Source organism: Parajatrophihabitans canadensis (genome assembly GCF_053764775.1).
This window is the reverse complement of record NZ_CM132445.1, coordinates 4052388-4065280: the sequence shown is the minus strand read 5'-3', so window position 1 is coordinate 4065280 and position 12893 is coordinate 4052388. Positions and strand designations below refer to the sequence as shown.

Genomic DNA, 12893 nt, shown 5'->3' with positions numbered 1-12893 from the left:
GAATGGGTATCCGTAAGTACAAGCCGACCACTCCCGGTCGTCGTGGTTCGAGTGTCGCCGACTTCGTCGAGATCACTCGCACGACGCCGGAGAAGTCGCTGGTTCGTCCGCTGCACAACAAGGGTGGCCGTAACAACACCGGTCGCATTACGACGCGCCACCAGGGTGGCGGACACAAGCGCGCCTACCGCGTCATCGATTTCCGTCGCAACGACAAGGACGGCGTGCCGGCGAAGGTCGCTCACATCGAGTACGACCCGAACCGCACCGCTCGCATCGCACTGCTGCACTACGCCGACGGCGAGAAGCGCTACATCCTCGCGCCGCGCAATCTGAAGCAGGGCGACGGGATCGAGAACGGCCCGGGCGCCGACATCAAGCCGGGCAACGCACTGCCGCTGCGCAACATCCCGGTCGGTACCACCGTCCACGCGATCGAGCTACGACCCGGTGGCGGCGCGAAGATCGCCCGCTCCGCCGGCGCGAGTGTGCAGCTCGTCGCGAAAGAGGGACCGTTCGCGCAGCTGCGGATGCCTTCCGGCGAGATCCGCAACGTCGACGTGCGCTGTCGCGCCACCGTCGGCGAGGTGGGCAACGCCGAGCAGAGCAACATCAACTGGGGCAAGGCCGGCCGCATGCGCTGGAAGGGCAAACGTCCCACCGTGCGTGGTGTCGCTATGAACCCGGTTGACCACCCACACGGTGGTGGTGAGGGTAAGACGTCCGGTGGGCGTCACCCGGTGAACCCGGCCGGCAAGCCCGAAGGCCGTACCCGTACCCGTAAGGCAAGCGATTCGATGATCGTGCGCCGTCGTAAGAGCAACAAGAAGCGTTAAGAGGAGCCACGGACTATGCCACGGTCACTGAAGAAGGGTCCCTTCGTCGACGATCACCTGCTCAAAAAGGTGGACGTGCAGAACGATGCGGGCAGCAAGAACGTGATCAAGACCTGGTCGCGCCGCTCGACGATCATCCCGGACATGCTCGGGCACACGATCGCCGTGCACGACGGACGTAAGCACGTCCCGGTCTTCGTCACCGAAGGCATGGTCGGGCACAAGCTCGGCGAGTTCGCTCCGACGCGGACTTTCAGGGGCCACATCAAGGATGACCGCCGGTCTCGCCGGTAGTCACCGACTCGTAGCCCACCCAGCCGACAGATAGCAAAGCTAAGAGATCTAAGGGATATCGCAGATGGCAGCCAACGTTCCAGATGACGGCGACGCGCGCACCGCATTCGCGCGGGCGTCGCAGGTCAACGTGACGCCCATGAAGGCGCGCCGCGTCATCGAGCTCATTCGCAACAAGCCGGCCGCGGACGCACTCGCAGTGCTCAAGTTCGCCCCACAGGCTGCGTCTGAGCCGGTTGCGAAGGTGCTCGCGTCCGCGATCGCCAACGCCACCAACAACTTCGACCTGGACGAGGACACCCTGATCGTGTCTCGCGCCTTCGTGGACGAGGGGCCGACACTCAAGCGGTTCCAGCCGCGGGCGCAGGGCCGGGCGTACCGCATCCGCAAGCGCACCAGCCACATCACGATCGAGGTCGAGAGCATCGACAAGGCTGCCAGGCCTGCCAAGCCCGTATCTCGAAACGCCAAGAAGGGGAGCACCCGCTAATGGGTCAGAAGGTAAACCCGAACGGGTTCCGCCTCGGTATTACCACGGACTGGAAGAGTCGCTGGTTCGCCGACAAGAACTACGCCGAGTACGTAAAAGAAGACGTAGCGATCCGACGCCTGATGTCCAAAGGCATGGAGCGCGCCGGCATTGCGAAGGTCGAGATCGAGCGCACCCGTGACCGCGTTCGCGTTGATATCCACACCGCCCGTCCGGGCATCGTGATCGGTCGCCGTGGCGCCGAGGCCGACCGCATCCGCGGCGAGCTCGAGAAGCTGACCGGCAAGCAGGTTCAGCTGAACATCCTCGAGGTCAAGAACCCCGAAGCCGATGCCCAGCTCGTTGCGCAGGGTGTGGCCGAGCAGTTGTCCAACCGCGTGAGCTTCCGACGCGCGATGCGCAAGAGCATGCAGTCGACGCTGAAGAGCCCAGGCGTGAAGGGCATCCGGGTCCAGTGCTCTGGTCGCCTCGGCGGTGCCGAGATGAGCCGGTCAGAGTTCTACCGTGAGGGTCGCGTGCCGCTGCACACCCTGCGCGCCAACATCGATTACGGCTTCTACGAGGCCCGCACCACCTTCGGCCGCATCGGCGTGAAGGTCTGGATCTATAAGGGCGAGGTGCCGACCGGTTCGCGCGCGGAGCGCGAGGCCGCGGTGGCTGCCGAGGCACTGCGCCAACGACGTGACAGGCCTGCTTCGGCTAGCCGCCCACGTCGCTCCGGTTCACAGGGCACGACTGGCGTCTCTACCGAGGCCGGTCGGGCGGCTGACGCCGGCACCACCGAGGTCGCCGACTCCGCTGCCGTCGAGGCGCCGGTCGTCGACACCGCTGCCGTCGAGGCGCCAGTAGCCGAGACCCCTGCGACCGAGACGCCAGCCGTTGAGACCGCACCAGTAGCGGCTGACACCACTGAGAACACTTCAGGGACTGAGAGCTAACCATGTTGATTCCCCGGCGGGTCAAGCACCGCAAGCAGCATCACCCGGACCGCACCGGCGCGGCCAAGGGCGGCACCAAGGTCACCTTCGGTGAGTACGGCGTACAAGCGTTGGAGCCGGCTTACGTCACCAACCGGCAGATCGAGTCGGCGCGTATTGCGATCAACCGGCACATCCGCCGTGGTGGCAAGGTCTGGATCAACATCTACCCGGACCGCCCGTTGACCAAGAAGCCGGCCGAGACCCGGATGGGTTCCGGTAAGGGCTCGCCCGAATGGTGGGTCGCAAACGTCAAACCGGGTCGCGTGCTCTTCGAGCTTTCGTACCCGAACGAGACCGTAGCCAAGGAAGCCCTGACCAGGGCCATCCACAAGCTGCCGATGAAATGCCGCATCGTGAAGCGGGAAGTGGGTGACATCTGATGACCATTACGTCAGTAGAACTGCGCGAGCTGCACGACGAAGAGCTCCAGACCCGGCTGCGTGAGTCCAAGGAGGAGCTGTTCAACCTGCGCTTCCAGATGGCGACCGGACAGCTGGACAACAACCGGCGACTGCGGGACGTGCGTCACGATATTGCGCGGATCTACACGATCCTGCGTGAGCGTGAGCTCGGCCTTTCGGTCGCCCCTGAAGGAGGTGCGGCATGACTGAGTCCGCTGCCGTAAGCAAAACCGAGACGGCCGTCCGCGATTCTGACCGCAAGGTCCGCGAGGGCCTGGTCGTCAGCGACAAGATGGAAAAGACCGTCGTCGTCGCCGTGGAAGACCGCGTCAAGCACCCGTTGTACGGCAAGGTGATCCGCCGTACCAACAAGCTCAAGGCGCACGACGAGGCCAACGAGGCTGGCATCGGTGACCGCGTGCTGCTCATGGAGACCCGGCCATTGTCGGCGACCAAGCGCTGGCGCGTTGTTCAGATCATCGAGAAGGCCAAGTAGCAAACGCTGAGAGCACAACGTTTCGCCCGGCAGACCGGGCGAAAGTAAGTCGGCATAGTAAGAGTCGGTATTCAACGGCTCGGTTAGCCAATCAGAAGTGGGAGTACGGCTGTGATTCAGCAGGAGTCGCGACTACGTGTCGCCGACAACACCGGAGCCAAAGAGATCTTGTGCATCCGCGTGTTGGGCGGTTCGGGTCGTCGTTACGCGGGCATCGGCGACATCATCGTCGCGACCGTCAAGGACGCATTGCCAGGTGCCGGTGTGAAGAAGGGCGATGTGGTGAAGGCCGTGATCGTCCGGACCGTGAAGGAGCGTCGCCGTGGCGACGGCTCGTACATCAAGTTCGACGAGAACGCTGCCGTGCTGATCAAGGCTGATGGCGAACCGCGTGGAACCCGCATCTTCGGCCCGGTTGGCCGCGAGCTGCGTGACAAGAAGTTCATGAAGATCATCTCGCTGGCACCGGAGGTGCTCTAGACATGAAGATCAAAAAGGGCGACGACGTCGTCGTAATTGCAGGTAAGGATCGTGGCAAGACGGGCAAGGTCTTGGCCTCATACCCAACCGAGAACAAGGTCATCGTCGAGGGCATCAACCGAGTCACCAAGCACACTGCGGTGTCATCGAACGCTCGCGGCGCCAAGACCGGCGGCATCGTGACCCAAGAAGCGAAGATCGACGTCAGCAACTTGATGATCGTCGAAGACGGCAAGGCGACTCGCGTCGGCTACCGACGCGACGAAGAGACCGGCCGCAACGTTCGCGTGTCGCGTCGCACTGGAAAGGACCTGTAAGTCATGACCTCCCAGTCAAGCACTGTCGACACGGCCAGCGTGCCGGCGCCGCGGCTGAAAGAGCGGTACCGGTCCGAGATCGTGCCTGCCCTTCAGGACGAGTTCTCCTATTCCAACCCCATGCAGGTTCCGGGCGTCGTCAAGATCGTCGTGAACATGGGTGTCGGGCAGGCTGCGAAGGACGCCAAGCTGATGGACGGCGCCGTTCGCGATCTCACGCTGATCACCGGCCAGAAGCCGCTCGTGCAGAAGGCTCGCGTATCCATCGCGCAGTTCAAGCTGCGCGAGGGCATGCCGATCGGCGCGAAGGTCACCCTCCGCGGCGACCGTATGTGGGAATTCCTGGACCGGCTGCTGAGCCTGGCCCTGCCCCGTATTCGCGACTTCCGCGGCCTCTCACCGAAGCAGTTCGACGGAAACGGCAACTACACCTTCGGTCTCACCGAGCAGTCGATGTTCCATGAGATCGATCCAGATTCGATCGATCGCCAGCGGGGCATGGACATCACCGTGGTGACCACCGCCAAGACCGATGACGAGGGACGCGCGCTGCTCCGCCAGCTCGGCTTCCCGTTCAAGGAGAACTAAGCAATGGCCAAGACTGCCCTTAGGAACAAGGCGGCTGCCAAGCCGAAGTTTGCTGTGCGTGGGTACACCCGTTGTCAGCGATGTGGACGAGCGCACTCGGTTTACAAAAAGTTCGGCCTGTGCCGCATCTGCTTGCGCGAAATGGCGCACGCAGGCGAGCTGCCAGGTGTTACCAAGTCCTCCTGGTAACGAGCACTCGTCGCACATTACATTTCACGATCCGCGCTCGATTTCGGAATCGAGCCACAATCAGGCAAACTTGTCTGGTTGACCATTGCTTCGAAGTAGGCCTCATTCATAACGCGGCTCCGCCGCGCTGGGTGACGGAACCGCCTCGAGAGAGGTAAGACCCTTGATGACCACGCTCTTTGACGGCCTGCACGCAGAGGCCCGCTCATGACGATGACCGATCCGATCGCAGACATGTTGACTCGTCTGCGCAACGCTAACTCGGCCTTTCACGACACAGTCTCGATGCCCCACAGCAAGCTCAAGGCGCACATCGCCGAGATCCTGCAGCAAGAGGGTTACATCGGTGGCTTTGCCGTTACCGACACCGAAGGCGACGCGCCCGGCAAGGTTCTCACCATGGACCTCAAATACGGGCCGAACCGCGAGCGAAGCATCGCTGGCGTACGTCGTGTGTCAAAGCCCGGTTTACGCGTCTACGCAAAGTCCACTGGCCTGCCCCGAGTTCTCGGTGGCCTCGGCATCGCCATCATCTCGTCCTCGTCCGGTCTGGTTACTGACCGGCAGGCCGCTAAGCGTGGAGTAGGCGGGGAAGTCCTCGCCTACGTCTGGTAGGGGAGCGCAGCATGAGTCGCATTGGCAGGCTGCCGATTCCTGTTCCGAGTGGCGTTGACGTTGCCATCGAGGGCCAGACGGTCACGGTGAAGGGCCCACAGGGCACCTTGTCGCACACCGTCGCTGAGCCCATCACGGTCGCTCAAGAAGAGGGCACGCTGCAGGTTGCGCGTCCGGACGACGAGCGCATCTCCAAGGCTTTGCACGGTCTGTCACGGACCCTCATCGCGAACATGGTCACCGGAGTCACCACCGGTTACATCAAGAATCTCGAAATCGTTGGTACGGGTTACCGCGTCACCGCGAAGGGCGCTGACCTGGAGTTCGCTCTTGGTTTCAGCCACCCGGTGCTGGTCGCAGCCCCGGACGGTATTTCATTCAAGGTCGAGACCCCCACCCGCTTCGCGGTTGAAGGCATCGACAAGCAGAAGGTCGGCGAAGTGGCCGCCAACATCCGGAAGCTGCGCAAGCCTGACCCGTACAAGGGCAAGGGCGTGCGGTACCAGGGTGAGGTCATTCGCCGCAAAGCCGGAAAGACGGGTAAGTAAGTCATGGCTGCCTCAGGCATCGTTAAGCGCGCACGGCGTTCCGCTGGAGTTTCAGCGACTCGCCGTAGCGGAAAGGCACGTCGGCACTTCCGCCTGCGTAAGAAGGTCGTCGGGACGTCAGGGCGTCCGCGGTTGGTCGTCAGCCGTTCGGCCCGTCATCTGTTCGTTCAGGTTGTTGACGACAGCAAGGGTGTCACCCTTGCCTCGGCGTCCACGTTCAAGCTCAGCGACGGAAACAAGACCGACCAGGCCAAGGTGATTGGCCAACAGTTGGCCGAAGCCGCGAAGGCCGCCGGCGTCACCCAGGTCGTCTTCGACCGTGGTGGCAACACCTACACCGGGCGGATCGCCGCGTTCGCCGACGCCGCCCGCGAAGCCGGTCTGGAGTTCTGAGTCATGACCCGCAAGTTTTTCGAGATACAGAGTGAGGGGAACGCCTGATGGCTTCCGCAACCCAGGGAACGCAACGCGGTCCGCGCACCGGTGGCAACGAACGCACCGGCGGTAACGAGCGCGGTGGCAACGAGCGCGGCGGTCGTGACCGCCGTGACGGTGGCCGCGATGGCGGCCGCGGTGGTGCGGAGAAGAGCGCGCTGCTAGAGCGCGTAGTCACCATCAACCGGGTGGCCAAGGTCGTCAAGGGTGGTCGCCGCTTCAGCTTCACCGCCCTCGTCGTCGTCGGCGACGGTGACGGCACGGTCGGTGTCGGCTACGGCAAGGCCAAAGAGGTTCCGGCCGCGATCGCCAAGGGCGTTGAAGAAGCCAAGAAGAACTTCTTCAAGGTGCCGCGCATCGCGCAGACCATTCCGCACCCCGTACAGGGCGAGAAGGCCGCCGGAGTGGTCCTGCTCAAGCCGGCCAGCCCAGGTACCGGCGTCATCGCCGGTGGCCCGGTGCGCGCCGTCCTGGAGTGTGCAGGCATCCACGACATTCTGAGCAAGTCCCTCGGCTCGGACAACCCGATCAACATCGTGCACGCCACGGAAGCCGCCCTCAGGCAGCTGGTCCGTCCTGAAGAGGTTGCCGCGCGCCGCGGTCTACCGCTCGAGGACGTCGCGCCAGCCGGCCTGCTGCGGGCCCGTGCGGGCCAGAGTTCATAGGGGGCGAGCCTGATGGCACGTTTGAAGATCACTCAGACGCGATCCGAGATCGGGTCGAAGGACAACCAGCGTCAGACGCTGCGGACCCTCGGCCTCAAGCGGGTACGCGATGTCGTTGTCAAAGAAGACCGGCCCGAGATCCGCGGAATGGTCCGGACTGTGACCCATCTGGTCGCGGTCGAGGAGGTTGAGTAAGTCATGGCAGCAGGACCACTGAAGGTTCATCACCTTCGCCCCGCACCAGGGGCAAAGACAGCGAAGACCCGCGTCGGTCGCGGTGAAGGCTCGAAGGGCAAGACGGCTGGGCGCGGCACCAAAGGCACGTCCGCTCGTTACCAGGTGCCTGCGGGCTTCGAGGGTGGCCAGATGCCGCTGCACATGCGGCTTCCCAAGCTCAAGGGCTTCAAGAACCCGTTCCGCGTCGAGTACCAGGTCGTGAACCTGGGCAAGCTGGCTGAACTGTTCCCGCAAGGTGGCTCGATCGGCGTAGACGACCTCGTCGACGCCGGCGCGGTCCGTAAGGGTAACCCGGTGAAGGTGCTCGGCACGGGCGATCTCGGCGGCGTGAAGCTGCAGATCACCGCCAACGCCTTCTCGACGAGTGCCGCTGAGAAGATCACGGCCGCCGGGGGCAGCGTCACCGCCCTGTAAGGCATACGTAGTGCAGTTCATGACGTTGTAATACTTTGCGACTGAGGTTCGCCTCGGGCGGACGTAGGAGTATTAAGGCCATGATTTCGGTGGGCCGGGCAGGTGACTGTCCGGCCCATTGTGTATGACGAACACCAGTTGGACGGCAGCCGAAGCTCATCCGGAACGCAGTCATAACCGGCTGTATCCATCGGACTGTTAGGCTCGCGAGAGGTATCCCCCCGGGCGCCACCGGCGCCTGGTCCGAAAGATCTGTTCACGATAGTTCGGGTCGACCAGACCGGCTGGGCTCAGACGGCTTGGACGGCCTGAATACAGCCCGCGCGCAGGAGGAATCGTGCTTACCGCATTTGCGTCTGCATTCAGGACGCCCGACCTGCGTAAGAAGCTGCTCTTCACGCTGGCCATGATCTTGCTGTACCGGCTCGGCGCCGCCGTGCCGACACCGAACACGAACGCGCAAGCGATCCGGGCCTGCATTTCGTCCGCGAGTTCGGGCAGCAGTCAGACCACCTACGCCTTGATCAACCTGTTCTCCGGCGGCGCGCTGCTAAAGCTCTCGGTGTTCGCGCTCGGGATCATGCCCTACATCACAGCAAGCATCATCGTGCAGCTGTTGGTGGTGGTGATTCCGCGGTTCGAGGCTCTCAAGAAGGAGGGCCAAGCCGGACAACAGAAGCTGACCCAGTACAGCCGGTACCTGACGATCGGCCTGGCCATTCTGCAGTCTTCTGGCTTCGTGGCACTCGCCCGAAACGGTCAGCTGTTCCAGGGCGTCCAGAACTGCAATCCGCTGTACAAGCCCGACGACATCTTTGCGCTGGCCGTGATGGTCATCACGATGACCGCAGGCACCGCCGTCGTGATGTGGCTGGGCGAACTGGTGACGGACCGTGGCGTCGGCAACGGTATGTCGATCCTCATGTTCACGTCGATCGCGGCCCGCATTCCGAACGAGGGCAACACCATCCTGACGAACTCAGGCGCCTTCGTGTTCGTCCTCATCATTTTGCTGGGGCTGGCGATTATCGCCGCTGTCGTATTCGTCGAACAGGCTCAGCGCCGCATCCCTGTGCAGTATGCAAAGCGGATGATCGGGCGCCGCATGTACGGCGGGACGTCGACCTATCTTCCGTTGAAGGTCAATATGGCAGGTGTAATCCCTGTCATCTTCGCCTCTTCCCTGCTGTATATCCCGCAGCTCATTTTGCAGTTCAATTCCAACTCGACGTCGTCGTTGGTCCTTTGGGTTAACAATCACCTGATCAATCAGCAGGACTGGGTGCACATCACGGTGTACGCCCTGCTCATCATCTTCTTCACGTACTTCTACGTCGGCATAACGTTCAACCCAGAAGAGCGCGCCGACGACATGAAGAAGTACGGTGGCTTCATTCCGGGAATTCGTCCGGGTCGGCCCACGGCCGAGTACCTGCAGTATGTGTTGTCGCGTATCACGTTGCCAGGAGCGCTCTACCTCGCTTTCATTGCAGTATTGCCGAACTTCTTCTTTTCGATGACCGGAGGCAACAATCAGAACTTCCCCTTCGGGGGTACCGCAGTGCTGATCATGGTTGGTGTCGCGCTTGACACGGTCAAGCAAATTGAAAGCCAGCTCATGCAGCGCAACTACGAAGGGTTCTTGCGTTAATGAGTGAGCAAGCGAAATTCTCAGTGCGGGCGCTGACCGTTGGCAATGCACGGCGAGCGAGAGCGGTGGTCGTCTAGTGCGCCTTGTTCTCGTGGGCCCGCCAGGGGCGGGCAAGGGTACCCAGGCTGAATTCATCGCCGAGCGCTTCGCGATCCCCAAGATTTCAACAGGGGATATTTTTCGGGCGAATGTGACCGGCGGTACGGAGCTCGGCAAGCTCGCGAAGCAGTATATGGACGCGGGCGACTTGGTGCCGGACAAGGTAACTATCGCGATGGTGCGTGACCGCCTCGGCGAACCGGACGCCGCCGCTGGTTTTCTGCTGGACGGATTTCCGCGCAACGTAGCGCAGGCCTACGAGCTCGACTCGGTGCTCGGTGATCTCGGCAGCTCACTCGATGTTGTGCTCGAGCTCGAGGTGGACAACGAAGAGGTCGTCAAACGCCTCTCGGGGCGCCGGGTTTGCCGTAAGTGTGGGCATATCTGGCACATCGAGTACGACGCCACGAAGGCCAATGACGTCTGCGATAAATGCGGTGGTGAGCTCTTCCAGCGCGATGACGACAAAGCGGAGACGGTTCGGCATCGCCTGGACGTGTATGCCGAGCAGACATCGCCTCTCATCGAGTTCTATTCCGGCCGCGGGCAGCTAATCGTCGTTGATGCGTTAGGACCGGTCGAGGACGTCACAGAGCGGGCGATCACCGCACTCACCGCCGCAGCCGCCAAGTTCTGATTCGTCTCCCAGGTCGGCACTGATATGCGAAAAAGACAGTCCATGATCGAGCTGAAGTCGCCTGACCAGATACGAAAGATGCGGACGGCGGGGCTCGTCGTAGCGGAGGGCTTGGCCGCCATGACGGCGGCGGCGAAAGCCGGTGTCAGCACGTGGGACCTCGACCAGGTCGGACGCGAGATCATTTCCCGGCATGGCGCCACGTCGTCCTTTCTCGGATACGCCTATCCACCGTTTCCAGCTGTTATCTGCTCCTCGCGAAATGAAGCGATCGTGCATGGCATTCCGCGAAAGTCGGACGTACTCGAAGACGGCGACCTGATTTCCATCGATTACGGTGCGATCGTCGATGGCTGGCATGGCGATGCAGCGGTGACGGTAATCGTTGGCGAGGCGTCGAGCGAACACGCGGCCTTGAACGAGGCGTGCCGAAAGTCCCTGTGGGACGGCATCGCCGCTGCCCACACCGGCGGTCGCCTCACTGACATATCACACGCGGTAGAGACATCGGTTCGAAAGTCCGGCGACTACGGGATCATCGAGAACTACGGCGGGCACGGCATCGGCACCTCAATGCATATGGACCCGCACATACTGAACTACGGCAAGGCCGGCCGTGGGCCTGATCTGGTGGCGGGAATGGCCCTGGCGATCGAGCCCATGATCGCGCTGGGCTCACCGGCGACCAAAGAACTCGACGACGACTGGACGGTTGTCACCGCTGACCGCTCATGGGCCGCGCACTGGGAGCACACGATCGCGATTCTCGACGACGGGCTGTGGGTGCTGACGGCAGAGGACGGCGGACGAGCGGAGCTGGGCGCGCGCGGAGTGTCGCTGAGCGCGATCGCGGACTGAACTCACGGCGGTAGCACTCACGCGTGAGCGAACGTCGTTGCAGCTCATGCGACCGACCAAAGCGCAACCTGTGCCGACAAGACTCTGCGCATGGCTCGTCGATCTAGACGGTCCAGAAGGCGCCGTCGCAGGTCGAGCGTCTCGCTGTCGACGTCGAGCAGAAGGGCCAAGGCTCCGCTATCGCCATCGCCGCCCAGGAATCGGATGGCCTCGGCGAGGACATCGACCGGAATCAATCGGTGGGCCACTTCAGCGTGTACGAGCTGCTCTTCGCGTTGCTCGAAGGGGCCGCATTCGAATAGGCCCCGTTCCAGATGCACGATTTCGTGCGTGAGGGTGCACCGGCGCTGGCCGGTGCTCGTACCGGCCCGTAGCGCAATCGTTCGGCCGCCGTCTCGGACTTCGCCCAGGAGATCGCCCTCCATCGGCTCGACAATGAGGTCAACATCGGGCCAGTTCTGACGGAGGTCACGCCAGGGGTCGTACCGACGTTGGGCAGGCCGATACGGCAGGACGTGGGCGGCTTTGGCTAGCGGGATGATTGGCCGGCGGACGCTCATGGCAACGACTATGACTCATGGCGCCGACAGTTCTGGCTTCAGCGATCGCCAGCCGGGTCCTCGACTTTGCCGCGCCGAGCGGCCCGGGGTTTGGCCGTCGGGCGATGGCTGTCCAGCTCGATGACTCGTTGTCCCCCCGAGTCGAGCATGGCCCGAATGATCTCATCCACCGCTCGACGCTGCCTTCGGGTCAATCGACTTGCCTCAGCTGGTGGCTGGTACGGCTCGGTCTCCTCTGCGGGCAGGTCTGCTGCTTGGCGCAAAGTCTGCAGCGGGACTTCGAGGATTGTGGACAGCGCAAGGAGGGTGCTCTCGTCCGGACGGCCGTGATCGCCGCGCAGATAGCGCGCCGCAGTGTCGTGGTTAAGGGTGAAGCCCTCCGCCTGGGCAGCCTTGGCTATGGATCTCGCGCTCAGACCATCGGTGTTGGCAGTCACCAGCGCATCCGAGAGGCGACTCATCGGCGCCTCCTGCGAACGGTCGACCGCAGGGTCGACGGCAGGGTGCCGTTCAGCCGCACGCCGGTCACCGTCCGCCCACCGCTCGAAGGTTCCGGTGCTCCGGGTATTCCGGGTATTCCGGGTATTCCGGGTATTCAGCCACGGTTGCAGACATGTCGTAGACATTAGTAGCCGAAACGATGTCGCAGGGCCCAGTTCCGGGACCTTCGCAATGACTCGCGCAGACAGTCTGTAGACACTCCGGGAGTTATCCACAATCTGGCTGATAACGCATCAGACATCCGACAAGTTCGGTAGGTTTTTGTCGTTGAGTCGTCAACGGGGGAGCCGAGATCGATGAATTGCGATGCGAGTACGTAACCGAACAGTGCTGGTGGAGTACGTCAGGCTACTTGGTCTGTCCGAACGCGCCGTGGCCCGACAGTCCGGGCTCAGCCATTCGACCGTCAACCATCTGATGGTCGGCCGCCGGACAACCTGCTCGGTGCAGACCGCGGTCGCGATTGAGCGTGCTCTGGGCTGTCCCCCGGGTCTCCTGTTCTCACCGGACTGAGACACGTCTGCCGCCGTCTGATTCGGCTGGCGTCGACACACAACTGGAAGTGGCGGCTGTCCGCTCCATCCGTCCCACCCGCGGCTAGG

At 62.8% G+C, this 12893-nt stretch carries 23 protein-coding genes; 21 read left to right on the top strand and 2 right to left on the bottom strand.

Annotated features, from left to right (window positions below):
* Window positions 1-2 precede the first annotated feature (2 nt).
* From rplB to map, 20 genes are all read left to right on the top strand, one after another.
* Complete coding sequence (gene rplB / locus ACSMXN_RS19600) at window positions 3-836, top strand: 50S ribosomal protein L2 (protein ID WP_022914008.1); 834 nt, start codon at window positions 3-5, stop codon at window positions 834-836.
* A gap of 15 nt (window positions 837-851) precedes the next feature.
* Window positions 852-1130: a 30S ribosomal protein S19 gene (gene rpsS / locus ACSMXN_RS19595; RefSeq protein WP_022914007.1), complete on the top strand. Its 279-nt coding sequence runs from the start codon at window positions 852-854 to the stop codon at window positions 1128-1130.
* A 64-nt stretch (window positions 1131-1194) separates the two neighbouring features.
* Window positions 1195-1620, top strand: a complete 426-nt coding sequence (gene rplV, locus ACSMXN_RS19590; RefSeq protein ID WP_022914006.1) for a 50S ribosomal protein L22 — start codon at window positions 1195-1197, stop codon at window positions 1618-1620.
* A complete protein-coding gene (gene rpsC, locus ACSMXN_RS19585) occupies window positions 1620-2558 on the top strand; it encodes a 30S ribosomal protein S3 (protein ID WP_022914005.1) in 939 nt (312 codons plus the stop codon). The genes rplV and rpsC overlap by 1 nt, the downstream gene beginning before the upstream one ends.
* A 2-nt stretch (window positions 2559-2560) precedes the next feature.
* Complete coding sequence (gene rplP / locus ACSMXN_RS19580; protein ID WP_022914004.1) at window positions 2561-2980, top strand: 50S ribosomal protein L16; 420 nt, start codon at window positions 2561-2563, stop codon at window positions 2978-2980.
* On the top strand, window positions 2980-3207 hold the full coding sequence (gene rpmC, locus ACSMXN_RS19575; RefSeq protein ID WP_022914003.1) for a 50S ribosomal protein L29: 228 nt from the start codon (window positions 2980-2982) through the stop codon (window positions 3205-3207). Before rplP ends, rpmC begins: the two co-directional genes overlap by 1 nt.
* Window positions 3204-3497, top strand: a complete 294-nt coding sequence (gene rpsQ, locus ACSMXN_RS19570) for a 30S ribosomal protein S17 (protein WP_022914002.1) — start codon at window positions 3204-3206, stop codon at window positions 3495-3497. Before rpmC ends, rpsQ begins: the two co-directional genes overlap by 4 nt.
* A 111-nt stretch (window positions 3498-3608) precedes the next feature.
* Window positions 3609-3977, top strand: coding sequence for a 50S ribosomal protein L14 (rplN, locus tag ACSMXN_RS19565; protein WP_022914001.1), 369 nt, complete (start codon window positions 3609-3611; stop codon window positions 3975-3977).
* Window positions 3978-3979: 2 nt separating this feature from the next.
* Window positions 3980-4294, top strand: a complete 315-nt coding sequence (gene rplX, locus ACSMXN_RS19560; RefSeq protein ID WP_022914000.1) for a 50S ribosomal protein L24 — start codon at window positions 3980-3982, stop codon at window positions 4292-4294.
* A 3-nt stretch (window positions 4295-4297) separates the two neighbouring features.
* Window positions 4298-4882 carry a 50S ribosomal protein L5 gene (gene rplE / locus ACSMXN_RS19555; protein ID WP_022913999.1) on the top strand — a complete coding sequence of 195 codons (585 nt, stop codon included), beginning with the start codon at window positions 4298-4300 and terminating at the stop codon, window positions 4880-4882.
* A gap of 3 nt (window positions 4883-4885) precedes the next feature.
* Window positions 4886-5071 (top strand): type Z 30S ribosomal protein S14, encoded by a 186-nt coding sequence (locus tag ACSMXN_RS19550; protein ID WP_081649180.1) that lies wholly within the window; start codon window positions 4886-4888, stop codon window positions 5069-5071.
* 207 nt (window positions 5072-5278) lie between these two features.
* Window positions 5279-5686, top strand: a complete 408-nt coding sequence (gene rpsH / locus ACSMXN_RS19545) for a 30S ribosomal protein S8 (RefSeq protein WP_022913998.1) — start codon at window positions 5279-5281, stop codon at window positions 5684-5686.
* A gap of 11 nt (window positions 5687-5697) precedes the next feature.
* Window positions 5698-6234 carry a 50S ribosomal protein L6 gene (gene rplF, locus ACSMXN_RS19540; protein WP_022913997.1) on the top strand — a complete coding sequence of 179 codons (537 nt, stop codon included), beginning with the start codon at window positions 5698-5700 and terminating at the stop codon, window positions 6232-6234.
* A gap of 3 nt (window positions 6235-6237) precedes the next feature.
* Window positions 6238-6627, top strand: a complete 390-nt coding sequence (gene rplR, locus ACSMXN_RS19535) for a 50S ribosomal protein L18 (RefSeq protein ID WP_022913996.1) — start codon at window positions 6238-6240, stop codon at window positions 6625-6627.
* Between the two features lie 47 nt (window positions 6628-6674).
* On the top strand, window positions 6675-7334 hold the full coding sequence (rpsE, locus tag ACSMXN_RS19530; RefSeq protein ID WP_022913995.1) for a 30S ribosomal protein S5: 660 nt from the start codon (window positions 6675-6677) through the stop codon (window positions 7332-7334).
* A 12-nt stretch (window positions 7335-7346) separates the two neighbouring features.
* A complete protein-coding gene (rpmD, locus tag ACSMXN_RS19525; RefSeq protein ID WP_022913994.1) occupies window positions 7347-7529 on the top strand; it encodes a 50S ribosomal protein L30 in 183 nt (60 codons plus the stop codon).
* Between the two features lie 3 nt (window positions 7530-7532).
* Window positions 7533-7985, top strand: a complete 453-nt coding sequence (gene rplO / locus ACSMXN_RS19520; RefSeq protein WP_022913993.1) for a 50S ribosomal protein L15 — start codon at window positions 7533-7535, stop codon at window positions 7983-7985.
* Window positions 7986-8322: 337 nt separating this feature from the next.
* Window positions 8323-9636, top strand: a complete 1314-nt coding sequence (gene secY, locus ACSMXN_RS19515) for a preprotein translocase subunit SecY (protein ID WP_022913992.1) — start codon at window positions 8323-8325, stop codon at window positions 9634-9636.
* 76 nt (window positions 9637-9712) lie between these two features.
* Entirely contained in the window at window positions 9713-10372 is a 660-nt protein-coding gene (locus ACSMXN_RS19510; protein WP_022913991.1) for an adenylate kinase, read from the top strand.
* 24 nt (window positions 10373-10396) lie between these two features.
* Window positions 10397-11230 carry a type I methionyl aminopeptidase gene (map, locus tag ACSMXN_RS19505; protein ID WP_022913990.1) on the top strand — a complete coding sequence of 278 codons (834 nt, stop codon included), beginning with the start codon at window positions 10397-10399 and terminating at the stop codon, window positions 11228-11230.
* Between the two features lie 44 nt (window positions 11231-11274).
* Here map and ACSMXN_RS19500 read toward each other — a convergent pair whose 3' ends face one another.
* Window positions 11275-11790, bottom strand: a complete 516-nt coding sequence (locus ACSMXN_RS19500; RefSeq protein ID WP_022913989.1) for a hypothetical protein — start codon at window positions 11788-11790, stop codon at window positions 11275-11277.
* A 38-nt stretch (window positions 11791-11828) separates the two neighbouring features.
* Window positions 11829-12251, bottom strand: coding sequence for a hypothetical protein (locus tag ACSMXN_RS19495; protein ID WP_155958426.1), 423 nt, complete (start codon window positions 12249-12251; stop codon window positions 11829-11831).
* A 346-nt stretch (window positions 12252-12597) separates the two neighbouring features.
* On the opposite strand from ACSMXN_RS19495, the gene ACSMXN_RS19490 reads away from it, so the two are divergent.
* Complete coding sequence (locus ACSMXN_RS19490) at window positions 12598-12804, top strand: helix-turn-helix domain-containing protein (protein ID WP_081649179.1); 207 nt, start codon at window positions 12598-12600, stop codon at window positions 12802-12804.
* Window positions 12805-12893: the final 89 nt, after the last annotated feature.

Excerpts from the sequence above, each read along its gene's own strand:
- rplP (WP_022914004.1), top strand. The coding sequence starts at position 2,561 with ATGTTGATTCCCCGGCGGGTCAAGCACCGCAAGCAGCATCACCCGGAC.
- rplX (WP_022914000.1), top strand. The coding sequence starts at position 3,980 with ATGAAGATCAAAAAGGGCGACGACGTCGTCGTAATTGCAGGTAAGGAT.
- rplO (WP_022913993.1), top strand. The coding sequence starts at position 7,533 with ATGGCAGCAGGACCACTGAAGGTTCATCACCTTCGCCCCGCACCAGGG.
- rplV (WP_022914006.1), top strand. The coding sequence starts at position 1,195 with ATGGCAGCCAACGTTCCAGATGACGGCGACGCGCGCACCGCATTCGCG.
- rpsH (WP_022913998.1), top strand. The coding sequence starts at position 5,279 with ATGACGATGACCGATCCGATCGCAGACATGTTGACTCGTCTGCGCAAC.
- ACSMXN_RS19490 (WP_081649179.1), top strand. The coding sequence starts at position 12,598 with ATGCGAGTACGTAACCGAACAGTGCTGGTGGAGTACGTCAGGCTACTT.
- rpmD (WP_022913994.1), top strand. The coding sequence starts at position 7,347 with ATGGCACGTTTGAAGATCACTCAGACGCGATCCGAGATCGGGTCGAAG.
- ACSMXN_RS19550 (WP_081649180.1), top strand. The coding sequence starts at position 4,886 with ATGGCCAAGACTGCCCTTAGGAACAAGGCGGCTGCCAAGCCGAAGTTT.
- rpsE (WP_022913995.1), top strand. The coding sequence starts at position 6,675 with ATGGCTTCCGCAACCCAGGGAACGCAACGCGGTCCGCGCACCGGTGGC.
- rplE (WP_022913999.1), top strand. The coding sequence starts at position 4,298 with ATGACCTCCCAGTCAAGCACTGTCGACACGGCCAGCGTGCCGGCGCCG.
- rpsC (WP_022914005.1), top strand. The coding sequence starts at position 1,620 with ATGGGTCAGAAGGTAAACCCGAACGGGTTCCGCCTCGGTATTACCACG.
- rplR (WP_022913996.1), top strand. The coding sequence starts at position 6,238 with ATGGCTGCCTCAGGCATCGTTAAGCGCGCACGGCGTTCCGCTGGAGTT.
- rpsS (WP_022914007.1), top strand. The coding sequence starts at position 852 with ATGCCACGGTCACTGAAGAAGGGTCCCTTCGTCGACGATCACCTGCTC.
- rpmC (WP_022914003.1), top strand. The coding sequence starts at position 2,980 with ATGACCATTACGTCAGTAGAACTGCGCGAGCTGCACGACGAAGAGCTC.
- map (WP_022913990.1), top strand. The coding sequence starts at position 10,397 with ATGCGAAAAAGACAGTCCATGATCGAGCTGAAGTCGCCTGACCAGATA.
- rplF (WP_022913997.1), top strand. The coding sequence starts at position 5,698 with ATGAGTCGCATTGGCAGGCTGCCGATTCCTGTTCCGAGTGGCGTTGAC.
- rpsQ (WP_022914002.1), top strand. The coding sequence starts at position 3,204 with ATGACTGAGTCCGCTGCCGTAAGCAAAACCGAGACGGCCGTCCGCGAT.
- ACSMXN_RS19500 (WP_022913989.1), bottom strand. The coding sequence starts at position 11,790 with ATGAGCGTCCGCCGGCCAATCATCCCGCTAGCCAAAGCCGCCCACGTC.
- rplB (WP_022914008.1), top strand. The coding sequence starts at position 3 with ATGGGTATCCGTAAGTACAAGCCGACCACTCCCGGTCGTCGTGGTTCG.
- ACSMXN_RS19495 (WP_155958426.1), bottom strand. The coding sequence starts at position 12,251 with ATGAGTCGCCTCTCGGATGCGCTGGTGACTGCCAACACCGATGGTCTG.